Below are 16,090 nucleotides of genomic sequence, written 5' to 3' on the forward strand. Positions count from 1 at the left end.
ATAGCGGGGATTGGAGTTGGTTATGCTTGAAGTATGCCCCCTGAATCTGCGAAGGCGGCATCCACTATGTCAGGCCTGCCTTCCGATTCAGCGTCACAACCGATGGGCACACATCGCATTGTCCATATCGCGCTCGATGAAGAGACGATCCTGTGGCGCAATGCCGATGTCGAGCAGGAACGGCGCGTGGCGATCTATGACTTGATTGAGGAAAACACCTTTAAACCGGTTCGCAGTGCCAAGCGCGGGGTCAAGGGGCCGTACCGATTGAAGCTTGCGGTTCAGGATGGCCGATTGGCTATGGATATTGCTGATCAAGAAGAAAACCAGCTTGAAACGCTTCTCATCGGCCTTGCCCGCTTTCGTCGACCGATCCGCGAGTATTTCGCGATTTGCGACAGCTATTATCAGGCAATTCGCAAGGCGACCCCCGCGGAGATCGAAACAATCGATATGGCGCGGCGCGGCATCCACAATGATGCTGCTGAGCTCTTGGTCGAGCGGCTTGACGGTAAGGTCGAGACGGACTTTGCAACTGCACGGCGATTGTTCACGCTCATTTGTGTGCTCCACATCAAAGGCTGAGGCGGACCAGGGTGGCGCGAAAGAATAGAAAGAAATCGGGCTTGGGCCTCTGGGTTTTTCGCGGAGCTGCTTTGGTGGTTCTCTTCGCAGTGAGTTTTGCCGCATGGTTTTGGTGGGACATGCGCGAATGGCGGCCAGATGCAGACCTCTACCCAGAGCAGGGCGCAGTGATTGCCAGCCGGGCACCGACAACACGGTTTGAAACATTGGCTGCGACTGGAGCGGATTTTGTTTATCTTGAACTGGGTGAGGCGAGAGTTAAGCCTGATCCGGGTTTTGCCAAGCGACTCGAAAACGCGCGTAGTGCAGGTCTGAAGGTCGGTATCTCGACGCCGTTTGATCCGTGCCTTCGCGCCGATGAGCAATCCTCGCATTTCACACGCATGGTGCCGCGCGATGGCTCGTTCCTGCCACCCGCGATTGCGCTTCAGCGCCTTGGTTCGGGCTGCAATCCAACGGTGAGCGATGCTGCGGTTGAAAGTGAGCTGATGACGCTTATCAATCAAATCGAGATGCACTCAGGCAAGCCTGTGATCCTGCGGCTCGGGCGAGATTTTGAATTACGACATGACATCGCCCGGATGATTGAGCGTGGCTTATGGCTTGAACGCGATCGAGCGCGGCCCGATTATGCAGGGCGGCCCTGGCTTTTGTGGAGCGCGAATAGTCAGTTCGTAAGCGAGGCCTCAGAAACCCCGATTGAATGGATGGTGGTACAACGATGAGCGATCCAAAGACCACGCTAATCGAAGCAGCGCACGCAGCGGCGGAAGATGCTTATGCGCCCTACTCCGATTATCAGGTAGGGGCAGCGCTCCTATTTGACGACGGGGCGATCATAGTGGGAAGTAATGTCGAGAATGCCAGCTACGGTCTTACCTTATGCGCAGAGACCGTTGCGGTTGCGCGCGCTTTTGGCGAAGGGCGACGCGGAGGATTGAAAGCGGTCGCGGTTGTCGGTCCCAAAGACAAAGGCGACGGCGCGCCGATTACTCCGTGTGGCCGGTGCCGTCAGACCCTGAATGAAATCGCAGGGCTGGGAGGAACCGATCCAACCATTTATTGTGTGGGGAACAAAGAGGTGCGCGAAGTTACGCTGTCCCAGCTATTGCCCCATGCATTTGGGCCTGATCATCTGGCTTGAGCCGTAGCGATCAACAATAGCCAGAACTGTCAATGCAACATCAATGTTGCATTATGCCCTACGGATTCTAGGCGAAGTTCAATAATTTCAGAGATTTGTGAGAGCCGTTAGCGCAACACTCATCCGACCCAATTTCGTGCGTGGATTTGGTATTGAACGAGTCAACGTCACGATGGCGTCCGTTCTTCGGGCAGGAAACACGGTTTAGCGTCTCGATTTGCCCTAGCTCCCTAGCAAACCACTTAGCGGATTCTTGCGGAACTCGCGTTCCTCTGATCCGATATAGGAGAAAATCCCATCGAGGCCCTGATCGGTGACCGAACGGTTGATGCTTTCTCGATTGAGGCCTGCATCACGGATGAAGGAGTGTTCATCTGCTAGCCCATCGAAGGTTTTGTAGACTCCAGCACTTTCCAATGCGCTGTCTACCAGCGGCTCCAGCCGTGAATGCAGCCGATCATTGGCCGAACGGCGCAAGTACTGTGTGCCTCCATCGTCCTCTCGGATAATGCCGGGGGCATCAGAAAACGAAAGATCGTCAATTGCATCGCGGAAGATTGGCTTTGCCTCGCCCGCTGCAACGCCAGCCGCATCGTTGATATTGCGCGTGATACCATCGAGAATACCCAGACGGCTTGCTCCGCCAAGAATGGAGCCGAGTAATCCGCCACTACGCCCACCGAGATTACCAATAATGGGAAGGCCGATGCGCACATTCTCATCGCCATAAAACGCGCCCGGCACAGCAAGTTTATCAAGCGCGCTGTCGGTCGCTTTGCCAAGGATCGAGGAGAGGCCGAGGCCACCCCCTCCGCCGCGACCTAAGAGGTCGCCGAGGCCCTGTGCTTGGAGAGGGAACGAGACCAGGGACGCTAAACCAAATGCACCTGCGCCCGTGATAAACCCACGGCGATTGGCTGAAACTGACATGGCTTTCTCTCCCGATGCATTGCGGTATGAAGGTTTGTACCACAGAAATAGGCCGCTGGGGCCTAGGAGACGTAAAATCCTGTCAGCTCGTCTCGAGCCACTCCAAAAGCGCAGCGAGGCAATCCCGCCCCAGTATCTTACAGCGTTCTGGCGACCAGCCTTGCTCAGGCTCGGGAAAGTCACGCAGATCCTTGTAAGGCATTTCCAGCGTCATCGCGCAGGCACCAAAACGTTCGGCCACCTGATTGGTTGAGATGGTCAAGTTGGCTTTGCCAGCCCAGGCCTTGGGATAGCCGAGCTCGGTCTGGAAGTCGGGTGTTCGGCGATCAAGAATTCTCTCGTAGCGATAGAATTGCTCACCGAGTGCATCGGTCCACGACGGGATGCCTTCGAAGCCAGCGAGAAAGACTGCAGGGATCGCTTCATCTCCGTGAACATCGATGGCAAAGTCCACGCCGGTTTCATCCATCTTATTGCGGATCGCGAGGACTTCGGGAGATTTCTCTGCGCTCGGTGTCTCCCATTCCCGATTGAGATTGGCGCCTACAGCGTTGGTGCGCAGGTGCCCCCGGCGCGATCCGTCAGGATTGCAATTGGGCACGATATGGAACCGACACCGCTTCAATAGGCTGCGTGCGACCGGATCGGCTGGATCTGTGAGGCATTCGAGCGTGCCTTCCATCCACCATTCTGCTTGCGTCTCACCGGGGTGCTGCCGGGCGTAAAGCCAAACTTGGGTTTCCCCTTCGCCCATTTGCAGCATGTCGAGCGGCTGGCCATCAAGTGTCGCGGCAAGGCGGACGAGCTCAACGCCTTCACACGACGCAGCCTCTGCCATCAAGTCGTGGTGACGCTCCATCGAGTAAGGGGCGAAATAGGCGAAATAGCAGGCCCCAGATGCTGGGGTGTAGCGGATGGTAAGGGTGCCACCCTCTTCATCCTTGTCAAAACTGCTTGCCGCGCGAGTCCAATGCTCACGGTCTTCCGAAACGCAGGCATCATATCCAGGCCAACCGCCCGGATAGGCGCTTTCATTCAGGGCAGTGATTTTGAGCTCAACTTCTTCACCGCTCACCCCGCTCACCCGAAAGTGAAACCACTGCTTGAACTCAGACATATGATCGGTGGTCAGGGTGAGCCGAGCGGTTGTGCCTTCGATTGACAAAACCTCAATATTGCCGCTGTCAAAAGCAGCATCGATAGCGATTTGGGGCATGTTTATTCCTGAAGTTCATCCAATTCGATGGAAACGGTCTCGCCTCTAATCGCATCCTCGCCACCAGGAAAGCCCTTGAACAAGGCTGCAGCTAGAGCGCCTGCGCTTGCTTCCACATCAGCGTAGGGAGAGTTGATCGAGATCGCTTGTTGCGCGCGGCCTTCCCATACGCTGTTCCCGCTCGCGTCGGAGATACGCACGGAAAGTTCGCTTAGGGCGTTTGGCCTGCTGGTGTTTCCACCCAGATCAATGCCAATGCCGACACCCAGGCCACTGCCATAGCTACCAGTACTGCCGCCAACGCCTACGCTAACGGGCCCACGAGAGCTCGCCGGTGCAAGCGGGCTGCGCTTGGTCGTAACGCGCGCGGTTTGTGCGCCCAATTGGGATTGTTCCGCGATGGTGTAGCCAAGGCCAACCAACTCAGCAGCCACGGCATCATAGAACGCGTCTTTGGCACGGACGTTGCTCATCTCTTCGGGAAAGGTGATTGCGATTGGATCTTGCCCGATGGACATGTTTGCTTCGCCGACAAATCGGGTCACCTCGACAGGCCCCGAATAGGCTGTCCCTACGCAGGCGCTAAGCGACAGGCCGAGCAATACGGTGGCAAGAGTCTTGCCGTTCAAAAATCTGGAGCCAGGCATTTGTGTCCCTCTCAATTTCCTTCGCGACTTGAAAACCACTTGCTGCTAACGGCGCGCAGATGAATTCAATTGCGACACACACACTAGCGAAACCTTGCGTCCTCGTCACGGGCGGCGCGGGATATATCGGCAGCCATGCGGTTCTGGCTCTTTTGGATGCCGGATGGCCGGTGGCAGTGATTGACAACCTGACAACGGGTTTTCGCTTTGCGGTCCCAGACGATGTCGCCTTTTACGAGGGCGATGTAGAGGATGCAGGGCTGCTTGCGGGGGTCTTCAAAGAGCAAGGTGTGGGTGCGATCATGCATTTTGCAGGCTCAATAGTGGTGCCTGAGAGTGTGGAGAATCCCCTCAAATATTATCACAACAACACTGCCAAAAGCCGCGTTCTGGTTGAGGCAGCGGTCAAGGCTGGCGTGCCACATCTTATCTTCTCATCAACGGCGGCCACCTACGGTATACCGGAGGTCGAGGCTGTGAGCGAAGACACCCCGCAAATGCCGATCAACCCCTATGGCTGGTCGAAGCTGATGACGGAGCAGATGCTCACGGATGTTGCAGCGGCCCATGACCTCAACTTCTGTGCGCTGCGGTACTTCAATGTGGCTGGTGCTGATCCGCAGGCTCGGACAGGGCAATCGACTGCTGGGGCTACGCACCTTATCAAAGTCGCGCTTGAGGCCGCGCTCGGCAAGCGCAGTCATGTAGGGGTTTTTGGCACCGATTTCGACACGGCTGATGGCACCGGTGTGCGGGACTATATCCATGTAAGTGACCTGGCCTCGGCCCATGTCCACGCGCTTGAGGCGCTAATGGCCGAGCCAGATCGATCGCTGACGATGAACTGCGGCTACGGGCGTGGGTTCTCGGTGCTTGAGGTGCTTGATGCGGTAGACCGGGTGACGAACACGCCGATTCAGCGGCGCCTGGAAGGTCGGCGCCCAGGCGACCCTGCCCAGCTGATTTCGGACCCGTCACTGATTCGCTCGACCCTTCCTTGGAAGCCGAGGCATGATGATCTCGACACGATCATTACCCATGCACTCGCTTGGGAGCGCAAGTTGACGGAGCTGCGCGGCTGAGGGGGCAGTGATAGGTGCAGGAATCGGTTGACGAATCTGCCACGCACCCATATGTGCGCGTCTGAAATTTCCGCGCGCCGGGTTGCTTCTGGCGCGCTTTCTTATTCGAAAGACCACTCATGAAGATCCGCAACAGCCTTAAGTCGCTGAAAAACCGTCACCGCGATTGCCGCGTCATCCGCCGTCGTGGTCGCACTTATGTGATCAACAAGACAAACCGTCGTTTTAAAGCGCGCCAGGGCTAACTGGCTGCGCCGGGGCTTTCGCCTCGCGCATGAGCGTTTGAAAGGTAAACAGCGGCCCGCCTCCATCATAGGAGCGCGGGCCGCGTCTGTTTCTAGCTGCCAAGATGATTGAGGGGCGCACACGTGACGAAAGCTGTTGTGTTCGATGTGGGCCGGGTCTTGTTTGGCTGGCAATTGCGTGCGCTGTTTGGGAAGATCATTGATGATCAGGCGGAACTAGATTGGTTTATCGCCAATGTGATCACCGAAGAATGGCACTTTCAGCATGATCGTGGCCGCTCTTTGGACGATATGGTTCCCGAACGGATCGCTGAATTTCCCAGATTTGAAGCAGAAATCCTTGCCTATCGGGATCGCTTCAATGAGACAGTCACAGGCCCGGTTGCAGGCGTGCACGATCTTGTACGCGGCCTGCACCGTGAAGGTGTGCCGCTGTTCTGCCTCACTAATTTTGGGCACGAGTTTTGGGAGGGCTTTCGGCCGACTGAACCGATCTTTGACTTGTTCGAAGACATCATCGTGTCCGGCACAGAGCAAGTCGCGAAGCCTGAGGCGCGGATATATGAGATCGTTGAAGAACGTTCAGGCCTTAATGGCTCTGATTTATTCTTCACCGATGACAACCCTGCCAACATTGAAGCTGCGCGAAAGCGCGGCTGGGACGCGCATTTGTTCACCGACGCTGACGCTCTGAACACACAGTTGAGTAACACCGGGCTCCTTTAATTGCGCGCCATTGATCGCACATAAAAAAGCCCCGGCGCGCAGTTGGGGAATTGCGCTACCGGGGCCTTCAGTTTTGCCCGTGTGGAGAAGCGGGCCCTTGCGATTCAGGTCACACCTGCGGGTACTTTGGGGAAAGGCGTGACCTAAAACTCGATTAAGAGGGTGTCCGGCTTAATTGCCGTTGCAGCGTGCGAGCTTGTCTTCTGGCAGTGCTTCACCGTCAGCAGTAAAGCCTTTGATCTCGCCGAATTCGCGTGAAAGGCCACGGCAAATCCGCGAAGCACGTGACGAGCCTTTATTGGCGACGCAGGTTGTACCCTGACAGGCCCATGCAACACCACCAGCAACAGCACGGTTGTCTTCAGCGGGCTGAGCCAGCTGTGCGGTGTAGTAAGGGCCGCTGTCGGCCATTGCAGGGGTCGCGGAGGTAGCAACACCGAAGGTTAGGCCGGTGTAAACGAGAGCCGAAGCAAATACTGCGAGACGGCCGGTACGCGGGATAGAGAGGGTCATTTCGTTTTCCTTCTGATAGTGCCTGGAAGGTCATCATGTTGCGAAGCACAGTTTCGATTCGAAACCAGTTGCGAATCACTACCTATGTGATTAGGTTTCAGGTTGCAACTAGAAACTGAAATTTTTTTCGAAGCCTTTTTCAGCTTCGTTTCAGTGATGATTTGGCGAATTACGCAAGGTCGGTTAGAAAGGTTGCACGAGAAGGACTGATTATGGGCGAAATTAGAGAACCACTGCGCGAGTTGATCGACTGCGGCCTGCCGCAAGCATTGGAAGTGATGGGCGAACGCTGGGCGTTTATGATCCTGCGGGCGAGCTTTAACGGGCTTCATCACTTTGAAGAGTTCTTGAGTGAACTCGGGATCGCGCGGAACATCCTTTCAAACCGACTCGCAAAGCTGGTTGAACACGGCATCCTTAGGCGCGAGCCTTGCGCCGATGACCGTCGCAAAATCGAGTATCGCCTGACGGAGAAAGGCTTTGACCTCCTGCCTGCGATGATTGCTCTTCGCCAATGGGGCCAGAAATATGCCCACGAGCCAGTGCTCGAAGATCCGGTTCTCGTGGACGAGCAGGACCGCCTGCCGATCGGGCCGGTATCAATGCTATCGCATGATGGCCGCGTGCTTGACCATCAAGGCCTCAATATGATTCGCCGTGCCGACATTGGACGGCGCGCGGATGGCACAATCGCCACATTGGCTGGCGAAATCGGCTACGATGACGTTGTTGATCTGTCTTCTGTCAAAAGGGCCGCCCGATAGTTGTTTGCGTCCTGAATGATGGTGTGCCTTAGGACCGTCTAGGTGCACTGTCGTCATTCATAAGAATTCTGCGGACTTAGCGGTGGCTGCATCTGGCGGCTGACACGCGTCTGATCTAGCGAGAGGGTTCCTTTCTTCGCCCTCCGTTCGCCTTCCTTTTGGACGCCTCCTGCTTTGACCGCGACCCTTGATCCCGCAATTGCCGATACATCCGGCGCGCCTCTGCCCGGCGGCGTGTACGATGTGCTGCGCCGGACCTTTGGCTTTGACGGCTTTAGGGGGATGCAAGAACGGGTAATCGCCCGCATTTTGGATGGTGAGCATACACTTGCTTTGATGCCAACAGGGGCGGGCAAGTCGCTTTGTTATCAGATACCTGCTCTGACACTGAACGGGACGGCGATTGTCATCTCTCCCCTAATCGCGCTTATGCATGATCAAATCAGAGCAGCGCGCGCAGTCGGTATTCGCGCCGCCTCTTTGACTTCGGTTGATGCGGATCAAGCCGAAACAGTTCAAGCTCTGCGAAACGGTGAGCTAGACCTCCTTTATGTTGCCCCAGAGCGAGCGAACACTTCGGGCTTTCAATCGCTCTTATCTCAGGTGCAGATTGGGTTGTTCGCGATTGATGAAGCGCACTGCGTTTCGGAATGGGGGCACGATTTCCGCCCCGACTATCGGGCCTTGCGCGAAATGTTGGACCGGTTTGGCGATGTGCCACGCTTGGCTCTCACCGCGACCGCCGATGAAGTCACACGTGAGGATATCCTCAAACAGCTTGGCATTGCGCCTGAGGGGTTGATCAAAGCCGGCTTCGACCGGCCTAACATCCGATATTCGATTGCACCGCGCGCCAATCAGGCAAAGCAGATCGCCGATGTGATCGTGAAAACGCCCGGCGCTGGGATCGTCTATGCGACCAGTCGCAAAGGTACAGAGGATTTGGCCGCAAAGCTTGCCTCCACTGGCAGGCCTGTTCGCGCTTATCATGCGGGGCTTCCGCCAGAACAGCGTGCCGCAACGCAGGCCGAATTCGTGCAGTCAGAAGACATGGTGATGGTGGCCACAATTGCCTTTGGCATGGGGATCGACAAACCCGATGTACGCTTTGTGATCCACGCAGGACTGCCAAAGTCGATAGAGGCTTACTATCAAGAAACGGGCCGCGCTGGGCGTGATGGCGATCCGGCGGCAGCACATATGTTCTGGGGCGCAAGCGATTTTGCCAAAGCGCGCCTGTGGCTAAGCGATGTCGACGAAGCGCGAATGCCAAGCGAACGAGCGCGTTTGAATGCGCTGGCAGGGCTTGTCGAAAGCGCCCAATGTCGCAGGCAATTGCTGCTGAAGCATTTCGGCGATGATTTGCGAGAACCTTGCGGCAATTGTGATCGGTGTATGGAACCGCCCCAAGTGGTGGACGTGACGGAACTTGCGCAAAAACTGCTCTCGGCCGTTTACCGGACCGGACAGAGTTTTGGCATGGGTCATATTGAACGGGTTCTGCTTGGACGCGATGAGTCCCGCGTCATCCAACGCGGCCATGACAAATTGTCGGTGTTCGGCATCGTCGGAAGCCTTGATGCACCGCTTTTGAAACCGGTGATGCGGTTTTGTACAGCCCACGAAATGCTTGTGACGACTGAACATGGCGGATTGGCGCTAGGGCTGGAGGCAAGGGCGGTTCTCAAAGGCGACAGGGCTGTTGTGATCGCAGAGCCTCCCAAAACGAAGCGGCGCAAAGGTTCTGGCGGGGGCTCACGGGGGGCGGGCGCCATCCCTAACCCGGTTGGCGATCCTTTGTTCGATGCCCTGCGCGCGCGGCGAGGCGAGCTTGCCAAGGAACACGGGGTTCCTGCCTACATTATCTTCCACGACAGCGTTCTTCGTGCCATGGCCGCCTTTGTACCCCAAACCTTAAGTGAAATTGGTGGGCTTCAAGGTGTGGGCGAAAAGAAGCTCGACACTTGGGGGCCGGACTTTCTTGAGGTCCTGCGCGAACACGCCTCGAGTTAGACTGATGTGATAGGTACGCCGGGGCGATACGAAGTGGTAAGCTTTTCCGCCAGATCGCGGGTCAGTCGCATGTTAAGCGCATTGCCAAGATTCGGGTGCTTTACGCTCAATTTGCGCAAGTGATCCCAATCCCAAGCCACATATCGAACACCCGGAGGCGCGGTGACGGTTGCAGAGGCTTTGCTGTCCAAGACGAAGCTGATCTCGCCCACGAAGTTTCCGGCAGGCAGGCCAAATCGCTGGCTCTCCTTCTCGACCACGGCGTCTCCTTCGAAGATGTAGTACAGCGTGCTGGAAGGCGAGTTTTCCTGGGTCAGGAGATTGCCTTCTGCTTTGCTCACAGTAATCCAATCCGCACATTTGAGGGCTCGCCGGAACTGACCTGGTGTCAGTGTCTCGAAAGCCTCGTACAGCGCTTTCTCATCGTCAGACATGCGCATGGTGGTGCGCTCTAGAATGATCTGGCCCAGCACCCAGAAATTGACCGCGATCATCAAAAGGCTCGTGATGATGGCACCCCACAAAGGGCCGACCGCAAAGTAGTAGGCAATGTAAACGAAGGACGAGACTGCGATCAAAACGCGCAACTTCAGCTCATCGCGAATGGCGTAGCCAATCAGCAAAAGGCCAGCGCCCAGATAGATCAGCAGTTCGGGGTCAAAAATACTCATGGTTCAGATATTTACGCGCCATGACCTGGCAATATCAAGGCGCGCGCATCTTTTGCCGGTAAGATAAAGCCTCTGCGATATGAGGGCGTCTGACCGTTTGCGTGCCGGCTAAATCTGCAACCGTGCGTGCGACGCGAAGCACGCGGGTGTAGCTTCTGGCCGATAGGCGCAGCTTTTCCGCTGCTCTCATTAGCAATGCTCGGCCTTCCTCATCTGGTCCTGCATGGGTTTCCAGCGCATCGCCTTCAAGTTCAGCGTTGGAGCGGACACCGCGTGACCCTGCATGGGCTCTTGCCGCGGCAACGCGGGAGGCTACTTCGGCGCTCCCTTCGGCAGGTGGGGGAAGGGTGAGGTCAACCGCGCTCACCGCGGCGACATCGACGTGCAAATCAATCCGGTCGAGCAGCGGTCCAGATAGGCGCGATTGATAATCGCCCATACAGCGCGGATAGCGGTTGCAGTTCTGCATCGGATCGCCTGCATAGCCGCATCGGCATGGGTTCATCGCGGCAATAAGCTGTACCCTCGCCGGGAAGGTCACATGGGCATTGGCCCGTGCGACATCGACCTGGCCGGTCTCCAGTGGTTGCCTCAATGAATCGAGTACTGGGCGTTGAAACTCGGGTAGCTCGTCAAGGAACAATACGCCCAGATGAGCGAGGCTGATTTCTCCGGGCCGAACTTTGAGCCCGCCCCCGGTGAGCGCGGCCATGCTGGCTGAATGATGCGGGGCACGGAACGGTCGTGCGCGGCTGATCTGGCCCGCTTCTAAAGTTCCCGCCACCGATTGTACCATGGAGACTTCCAGAGCTTCGGTCGGTGTAAGGTCGGGCAATATCCCTGGCAAGCAAGACGCAAGCAAGCTTTTGCCTGATCCCGGCGGCCCCGCCATCAGCAGATTGTGCCCACCTGCCGCCGCGATTTCCAAAGCGCGCTTGGCAGTCTCTTGTCCTTTCACTTGCCGGAGGTCAGTAGCAAATGGGGTCTCATCGACCTCGCCACGAGGAGGTTCATCGAGAACGACATCGCCTTTGAGATGGTCCAATAGAGTGCTCAGGTCGCGCGGAGCCAACACTGGTACGCCGCTTGCCCACTTTGCTTCGGACCCTTGCGCGGCGGGGCAAATCAATCCGGTTTCCTCACCGCTCGCGTAAAGCGCCGCGATTAATACTCCGGGCGAGGGTACAATCCTACCATCAAGCGACAGCTCACCCACCGCAATCCAGTCATTGAGTTGTTCCGAATCGGTCACCCCCATTGCGGCAAGCAGTGCCAAAGCGATTGGCAAATCGTAATGCGAGCCGTCTTTGGGCAGGTCGGCGGGCGATAAGTTAATGGTGATCCGCTTGGGCGGCATCGCAAGGCCCATCGCGGAAAGTGCTGCCTGCACCCTCTCGCGGCTTTCGCTCACCGCTTTGTCCGGCAAACCCACTATGGTGAAGCGCGGTAAGCCCGGGGCCACCTGGCATTGAACTTCAACGCCCCGCGCCTCTAGGCCCAGGTAAGCAACCGTGCGAATGAGTGCGACCAACGCGCAATCCCCCCAACAATTTGCACCCGGCGTAACCCGATGGGGTCTTTACTGAAGGGTAAACACTTTCTTGTCGAGTGACTTGGTGCGACTACGCAAGGAATTTGCAAGCATAAACGTTGGCGGTTCGTGAACGAGCCACGGCATAATTTTGCAGGCATGAAAAGAATTGCCGCATTCCTGGCTGCTATGCAGCTTGCCCTCGTTTCCAGCCCGCTTTTGGCGCAGGGTTTTGCAACCCTAGGCATGGAAAACAACTCGGGTAGCTATCGCACGGTAACTACCCAAAGCTGGGTCGAGGAATGGGATCCGGTTCAAGGGCGATGGGTCAAAGTTGCCGATGATGAAGTGCGAGTAAGTGATGAAACACTGCCTACCGTCGTAACTACAATCGTCGATGGCAAGAAGGTGTCCGAAATTCGCAGCGCTGCGCGTTATGCACGGCCTGCCCCCAGAAATCGGCCTTCGATGGCGCGAGCGCAATTCGGGCCGTTTGTTGTCGTCAGCCCAAGTGTTGCCCAGATGGTCGGCTCGACTAACGACCGCTCGCCGCACGATTTCGAGGCCATGCTTCGCGAGTTTCCGGGCATCGAAACGCTCGAAATGGTCGAAGCACCGGGCACCAGCAATGACATCGCCAATCTCGCTGTAGGCCGGAAGATACGCGAGGCTGGCATCAGCACGCATGTCCCGCGTCGCGGTTCTGTGCGTTCGGGCGCTGTGGAGCTGTTCCTTGCGGGCGAATCTCGTTCGATTGAAGATGGTGCGACATTCGCAGTGCATTCCTGGCTCGACAATCACGGGCGCGAGGCGGATGATTTTGCCGCCAACCACCCAGCGCATCGACTGTATCTCGACTATTATGTCGAAATGGGAATGAGCGAGAACCAAGCGCACGCCTTTTATGCGATGACCAATTCCGTACCCCATGCAAGCGCCCGTTGGCTTGATGCCGTTGAGATGCGCGGCTGGATTGCCCCCCAGACCGTGGCACCCAATCGGTACGCGGTGCGCAAAATGCCCAGAATTTGCGCGTTTTGTGAGAATGTTCGTGCCAGTCTGGCCGAGACCAACGCTCGTATTGCAGAGATGAATTGGGAGCCTATTTCGGTTGAAACGACGAATCCTGCCATCAACTACGGTGATCTAACGAAGGTGCGGCTCTCTTGGTCAGGCATGTCTTTGCTTGACTCATGACGCGCTTTTCCATAGTTGCGCGGCGCTAATCGGACCGCTTGTTTCTAAGGGGTCAAATCCGGTTGCTTTCACTTCTCCTCATTGAGAACTTTGTGAAGGTGCCAAGCAATTATTCGAGGACGAAATGAAGCGGACTTTCCAGCCTAGCAATCTTGTGCGTGCCCGTCGCCACGGCTTCTTTGCACGCAAAGCAACTCCGGGTGGCCGCAAGGTCATCCGTGCGCGTCGCAAGCGCGGCCGCAAAAGCCTTTCGGCTTAACCCTTTCCCCGCGTGTGCGATTGAGGGCACGCGACAAGCAAATAGCCATGCGGCTAAGCGGGCTCCCAATGGGGGCCCGTATGCGTTATTGGGCCAGCCATGATCCAGCAGCCATTGCCTAGAGTTCTGACCAAGCGGGCGGACTTTGTTGCTGCCAATAAGGGGTTGAGAAACGCGCGCGCCGGCTTTGTCTTGCTAACCCGCCCCAATGAAGGCTTCGGCATGCGTTATGGCATCACTGTTACCAAGAAGATCGGCAATGCAGTGGTTCGCAACCGCATGAAGCGCCGGCTTCGTGAGCTATTGCGTGCCGCGCTCCCCAAGTCAGGACTCGCGAATCACGATCATGTTTTGATCGGTCGCGCTGGTGGAGTTGAGCGCGATTTCACCACATTGGCCGAGGAACTTGGCAAGGCGCTCACTCGCGCACGAGCAGGTCAGGGTGACCGACCAAGGCATCGACGCCCCCGTCGAAACAGCGGCGAAAAACCGAGAAAATGAAATACATCCTCATCTTTTTGGCCAAAGCTTGGCAGCTCGGGCCCTCGCTGATCCTGCCACCCACATGCCGCTATTCGCCTTCTTGCAGCCAGTACATGATTGAGGCGGTCCAGAAACATGGGGCCATCAAGGGTGGATGGTTGGGAATAAAGCGTATAGGGCGCTGCCATCCTTGGGGTGGTCATGGCCATGACCCGGTGCCGTAGAGGCACTTGGTTTGGGCGGTGTCATACCTATATAACACACTTCGGATAGCAATCACTTAAGGCGTAACTCTTGGACAATCAGCGTAATCTTCTGCTCGCCGTCGTGCTTTCAGGCTTGCTCATCCTGGGTTGGGATGTGGGAATGCGGTATTTCTATCCCGCTCCACCAGAGCCCGTTATGGCCGAAGCTGAAGTGGATGCAACTGCACCCGCTGGCACGACCAGTGCGAGCAGCCCTGGCAGTGTGAGTGAGGTTGGCGAGGCTGCTGTGGCCGATGCAGCAACCGGGCCTGTCGAGATCGAAGCTGCGCTTGCAGAGCCGACTCGCGTTGTCATCGATGCACCGCGTGTCGCCGGATCGATCAATCTGGTGGGCGCACGTCTTGATGACCTCGTGCTCAAAGACTACAACGCCACCACCGATGATGAGAGCGGCGCAGTCCGTTTCCTTTCACCTGATCGCACAGATGTTGAGCACTTTGCCGAATTCGGTTTTGTGGTTGCAGGCGAACGCATGTCGAGCAGTGCCATCTGGGAGGCCGATGCGCAGACGCTCACCCCCGCAACACCGGTCACACTTTCGCGCACGGATGAGAATGGCATCACCTTCAAGATCCAATTTGCGATTGACGACAATTACATGATTGCGGCCGAGCAGGTGGTGGAGAACGCGAGTGGAGCAGCGGCGATCGTCCAACCGTTCGCCTATATTAAGCGCACCAGCACCACCGCATCTCCCGATCAGTTTATCGCCCACGCGGGCCCCACGGGCGTCTTTGGAGGTTCGCTTTATGACCCCAATTCCTACGAAGATTTGGCTGAGCTTGGCCGCGATTCACCAGCAGGTGCGGCCTCATGGCTTGGGTTTACCGATACATATTGGGCAAGCCTTTTGATTCCGGGTGAGGGAGAGACTGATACGGCGGGCTGGCGTTCGCTTGGAGACAAGCTGTTCCGCGCTGACCTTATCTATGATGCTCAAACCGTGCCTGCCGGCGGTACCCTGTCGCAAACCACTCAGCTGTTTGCCGGTGCAAAGGTGAGCGAAGTCCTTGATGCCTATCAGGACACCGGCATCACCTATTTTGGCAAAGCAATCAGCTGGGGTTGGTTTGAGTGGTTTGAAAAGCCGCTTCTTTGGCTGCTTCGCACGCTTAACGGACTTGTCGGCAATTTTGGTGTCGCGATCATTCTTCTCACAGTCATCATTCGCGGGTTGCTCTTCCCGATTGCGCAAAAGCAGTTTGCTTCGATGGCGGCGATGAAGGCTATCCAGCCTAAGATGAAAGCGCTGCAAGAGCGCTATAAAGACGACAAGCAAACGCAGCAGCAAAAGATTGCCGAGCTCTTCAAGGAAGAGAAGGTAAATCCGCTCGCAGGTTGTTTGCCGCTTATCATCCAGATCCCAATCTTCTTTGCGCTTTATAAGGTTCTCTATCTCGCGATTGAAATGCGTCACGAGCCGTTCCTTTACATCAAGGATTTGTCCGGCCCCGATCCCGCAACGATCCTCAACGCATTTGGCCTTCTGCCATATGACGTGCCCGGCTTCCTTGGCATTGGTGTATTGGCGGTTCTCATGGGCTTCACCATGTGGCTGACGTTCCGTTTGAACCCGAGCGCGATGGACCCGATGCAGCAGCAGATCTTCAATCTGATGCCGTGGGTGCTCATGTTCGTTATGGCACCGTTTGCAGCTGGCCTTCTCTTGTACTGGGTAACCTCAAATATTCTGACGGTGGCTCAGCAAAGCTATCTCTATTCCAAGCACCCGCAATTGCGGGCCGCTGCGGAGAAGGAAAAGGCCGAGAAAGCTCAGAAAAAGGCCCGCGAAGAGGCGGAAAAGAGCGGGACCTAGGC

19 protein-coding genes are annotated in these 16,090 nt (G+C 56.6%); 13 read left to right on the forward strand and 6 right to left on the reverse strand.

Annotated elements, in window-relative coordinates; genetic code table 11:
- The first annotated feature begins 102 nt into the window (after positions 1-102).
- From Q0778_RS11645 to Q0778_RS11655, 3 genes are read left to right on the forward strand one after another with little or no spacing between them, the layout of a single operon-like run.
- Positions 103-585: a UPF0262 family protein gene (locus tag Q0778_RS11645; protein WP_298337630.1), complete on the forward strand. Its 483-nt coding sequence runs from the start codon at positions 103-105 to the stop codon at positions 583-585.
- Between the two features lie 41 nt (positions 586-626).
- Positions 627-1,310, forward strand: coding sequence for a glycoside hydrolase family 25 protein (locus Q0778_RS11650; protein ID WP_298300736.1), 684 nt, complete (start codon positions 627-629; stop codon positions 1,308-1,310).
- A complete protein-coding gene (locus Q0778_RS11655) occupies positions 1,307-1,729 on the forward strand; it encodes a cytidine deaminase (protein ID WP_298300738.1) in 423 nt (140 codons plus the stop codon). Before Q0778_RS11650 ends, Q0778_RS11655 begins: the two co-directional genes overlap by 4 nt.
- Before the next feature lie 222 nt (positions 1,730-1,951).
- Here the strand turns inward: Q0778_RS11655 and Q0778_RS11660 are convergent, their stop codons facing one another.
- From Q0778_RS11660 to Q0778_RS11670, 3 genes are all read right to left on the reverse strand, one after another.
- Positions 1,952-2,659, reverse strand: a complete 708-nt coding sequence (locus Q0778_RS11660; protein WP_298300742.1) for a DUF4197 domain-containing protein — start codon at positions 2,657-2,659, stop codon at positions 1,952-1,954.
- A gap of 82 nt (positions 2,660-2,741) precedes the next feature.
- Positions 2,742-3,875 (reverse strand): M14-type cytosolic carboxypeptidase, encoded by a 1,134-nt coding sequence (locus Q0778_RS11665; RefSeq protein ID WP_298300748.1) that lies wholly within the window; start codon positions 3,873-3,875, stop codon positions 2,742-2,744.
- A gap of 2 nt (positions 3,876-3,877) precedes the next feature.
- Positions 3,878-4,522 carry a hypothetical protein gene (locus Q0778_RS11670; protein ID WP_298300751.1) on the reverse strand — a complete coding sequence of 215 codons (645 nt, stop codon included), beginning with the start codon at positions 4,520-4,522 and terminating at the stop codon, positions 3,878-3,880.
- Between the two features lie 59 nt (positions 4,523-4,581).
- Here Q0778_RS11670 and galE point away from each other — a divergent pair, with 59 nt between their 5' ends.
- From galE to Q0778_RS11685, 3 genes are all read left to right on the forward strand, one after another.
- Positions 4,582-5,604 (forward strand): UDP-glucose 4-epimerase GalE, encoded by a 1,023-nt coding sequence (galE, locus tag Q0778_RS11675; protein WP_298300754.1) that lies wholly within the window; start codon positions 4,582-4,584, stop codon positions 5,602-5,604.
- Between the two features lie 119 nt (positions 5,605-5,723).
- A complete protein-coding gene (gene ykgO, locus Q0778_RS11680; RefSeq protein ID WP_007165381.1) occupies positions 5,724-5,849 on the forward strand; it encodes a type B 50S ribosomal protein L36 in 126 nt (41 codons plus the stop codon).
- Positions 5,850-5,972: 123 nt separating this feature from the next.
- Positions 5,973-6,575: an HAD family phosphatase gene (locus tag Q0778_RS11685; RefSeq protein WP_298336270.1), complete on the forward strand. Its 603-nt coding sequence runs from the start codon at positions 5,973-5,975 to the stop codon at positions 6,573-6,575.
- 171 nt (positions 6,576-6,746) lie between these two features.
- Here the strand turns inward: Q0778_RS11685 and Q0778_RS11690 are convergent, their stop codons facing one another.
- On the reverse strand, positions 6,747-7,088 hold the full coding sequence (locus tag Q0778_RS11690) for a hypothetical protein (RefSeq protein ID WP_298300798.1): 342 nt from the start codon (positions 7,086-7,088) through the stop codon (positions 6,747-6,749).
- Positions 7,089-7,300: 212 nt separating this feature from the next.
- Between Q0778_RS11690 and Q0778_RS11695 the strand changes: the two genes are divergently transcribed.
- Positions 7,301-7,852 carry a helix-turn-helix domain-containing protein gene (locus Q0778_RS11695; RefSeq protein WP_298336272.1) on the forward strand — a complete coding sequence of 184 codons (552 nt, stop codon included), beginning with the start codon at positions 7,301-7,303 and terminating at the stop codon, positions 7,850-7,852.
- A 234-nt stretch (positions 7,853-8,086) separates the two neighbouring features.
- Positions 8,087-9,865, forward strand: coding sequence for a DNA helicase RecQ (gene recQ / locus Q0778_RS11700; RefSeq protein ID WP_298337633.1), 1,779 nt, complete (start codon positions 8,087-8,089; stop codon positions 9,863-9,865).
- Here recQ and Q0778_RS11705 read toward each other — a convergent pair.
- Together Q0778_RS11705 and Q0778_RS11710 are read right to left on the reverse strand one after the other, a co-directional pair.
- A complete protein-coding gene (locus tag Q0778_RS11705; protein ID WP_298336275.1) occupies positions 9,862-10,536 on the reverse strand; it encodes a cyclic nucleotide-binding domain-containing protein in 675 nt (224 codons plus the stop codon). The two genes, recQ and Q0778_RS11705, sit on opposite strands and share 4 nt — an antisense overlap.
- Before the next feature lie 34 nt (positions 10,537-10,570).
- Positions 10,571-12,067, reverse strand: a complete 1,497-nt coding sequence (locus Q0778_RS11710; RefSeq protein ID WP_298336277.1) for a YifB family Mg chelatase-like AAA ATPase — start codon at positions 12,065-12,067, stop codon at positions 10,571-10,573.
- Between the two features lie 159 nt (positions 12,068-12,226).
- Between Q0778_RS11710 and Q0778_RS11715 the strand changes: the two genes are divergently transcribed.
- The 5 genes from Q0778_RS11715 to yidC all read left to right on the forward strand — a co-directional run bounded on the left by Q0778_RS11715 (position 12,227) and on the right by yidC (position 16,088).
- A complete protein-coding gene (locus Q0778_RS11715) occupies positions 12,227-13,264 on the forward strand; it encodes an alpha/beta hydrolase (RefSeq protein ID WP_298336279.1) in 1,038 nt (345 codons plus the stop codon).
- Between the two features lie 124 nt (positions 13,265-13,388).
- Positions 13,389-13,523: a 50S ribosomal protein L34 gene (rpmH, locus tag Q0778_RS11720; protein ID WP_142787977.1), complete on the forward strand. Its 135-nt coding sequence runs from the start codon at positions 13,389-13,391 to the stop codon at positions 13,521-13,523.
- Positions 13,524-13,622: 99 nt separating this feature from the next.
- A complete protein-coding gene (gene rnpA, locus Q0778_RS11725; RefSeq protein ID WP_298336280.1) occupies positions 13,623-14,024 on the forward strand; it encodes a ribonuclease P protein component in 402 nt (133 codons plus the stop codon).
- Positions 14,021-14,230: a membrane protein insertion efficiency factor YidD gene (gene yidD / locus Q0778_RS11730; RefSeq protein WP_298300814.1), complete on the forward strand. Its 210-nt coding sequence runs from the start codon at positions 14,021-14,023 to the stop codon at positions 14,228-14,230. Before rnpA ends, yidD begins: the two co-directional genes overlap by 4 nt.
- Positions 14,231-14,300: 70 nt before the next feature.
- The gene (gene yidC / locus Q0778_RS11735) at positions 14,301-16,088 is read left to right on the forward strand and encodes a membrane protein insertase YidC (RefSeq protein WP_298336282.1); all 1,788 of its coding nucleotides are present in this window, start codon (positions 14,301-14,303) and stop codon (positions 16,086-16,088) included.
- Positions 16,089-16,090: the final 2 nt, after the last annotated feature.

This window comes from uncultured Erythrobacter sp., from assembly GCF_947502395.1.
Lineage (GTDB): Bacteria > Pseudomonadota > Alphaproteobacteria > Sphingomonadales > Sphingomonadaceae > Erythrobacter.

Coding starts and splice junctions, on each gene's coding strand:
- Q0778_RS11645 (WP_298337630.1), top strand. CDS start 103: ATGGGCACACATCGCATTGTCCATATCGCGCTCGATGAAGAGACGATC.
- Q0778_RS11655 (WP_298300738.1), top strand. CDS start 1,307: ATGAGCGATCCAAAGACCACGCTAATCGAAGCAGCGCACGCAGCGGCG.
- Q0778_RS11660 (WP_298300742.1), bottom strand. CDS start 2,659: ATGTCAGTTTCAGCCAATCGCCGTGGGTTTATCACGGGCGCAGGTGCA.
- Q0778_RS11665 (WP_298300748.1), bottom strand. CDS start 3,875: ATGCCCCAAATCGCTATCGATGCTGCTTTTGACAGCGGCAATATTGAG.
- Q0778_RS11670 (WP_298300751.1), bottom strand. CDS start 4,522: ATGCCTGGCTCCAGATTTTTGAACGGCAAGACTCTTGCCACCGTATTG.
- galE (WP_298300754.1), top strand. CDS start 4,582: ATGAATTCAATTGCGACACACACACTAGCGAAACCTTGCGTCCTCGTC.
- ykgO (WP_007165381.1), top strand. CDS start 5,724: ATGAAGATCCGCAACAGCCTTAAGTCGCTGAAAAACCGTCACCGCGAT.
- Q0778_RS11690 (WP_298300798.1), bottom strand. CDS start 7,088: ATGACCCTCTCTATCCCGCGTACCGGCCGTCTCGCAGTATTTGCTTCG.
- Q0778_RS11695 (WP_298336272.1), top strand. CDS start 7,301: ATGGGCGAAATTAGAGAACCACTGCGCGAGTTGATCGACTGCGGCCTG.
- Q0778_RS11705 (WP_298336275.1), bottom strand. CDS start 10,536: ATGAGTATTTTTGACCCCGAACTGCTGATCTATCTGGGCGCTGGCCTT.
- Q0778_RS11715 (WP_298336279.1), top strand. CDS start 12,227: ATGAAAAGAATTGCCGCATTCCTGGCTGCTATGCAGCTTGCCCTCGTT.
- rpmH (WP_142787977.1), top strand. CDS start 13,389: ATGAAGCGGACTTTCCAGCCTAGCAATCTTGTGCGTGCCCGTCGCCAC.
- rnpA (WP_298336280.1), top strand. CDS start 13,623: ATGATCCAGCAGCCATTGCCTAGAGTTCTGACCAAGCGGGCGGACTTT.
- yidD (WP_298300814.1), top strand. CDS start 14,021: ATGAAATACATCCTCATCTTTTTGGCCAAAGCTTGGCAGCTCGGGCCC.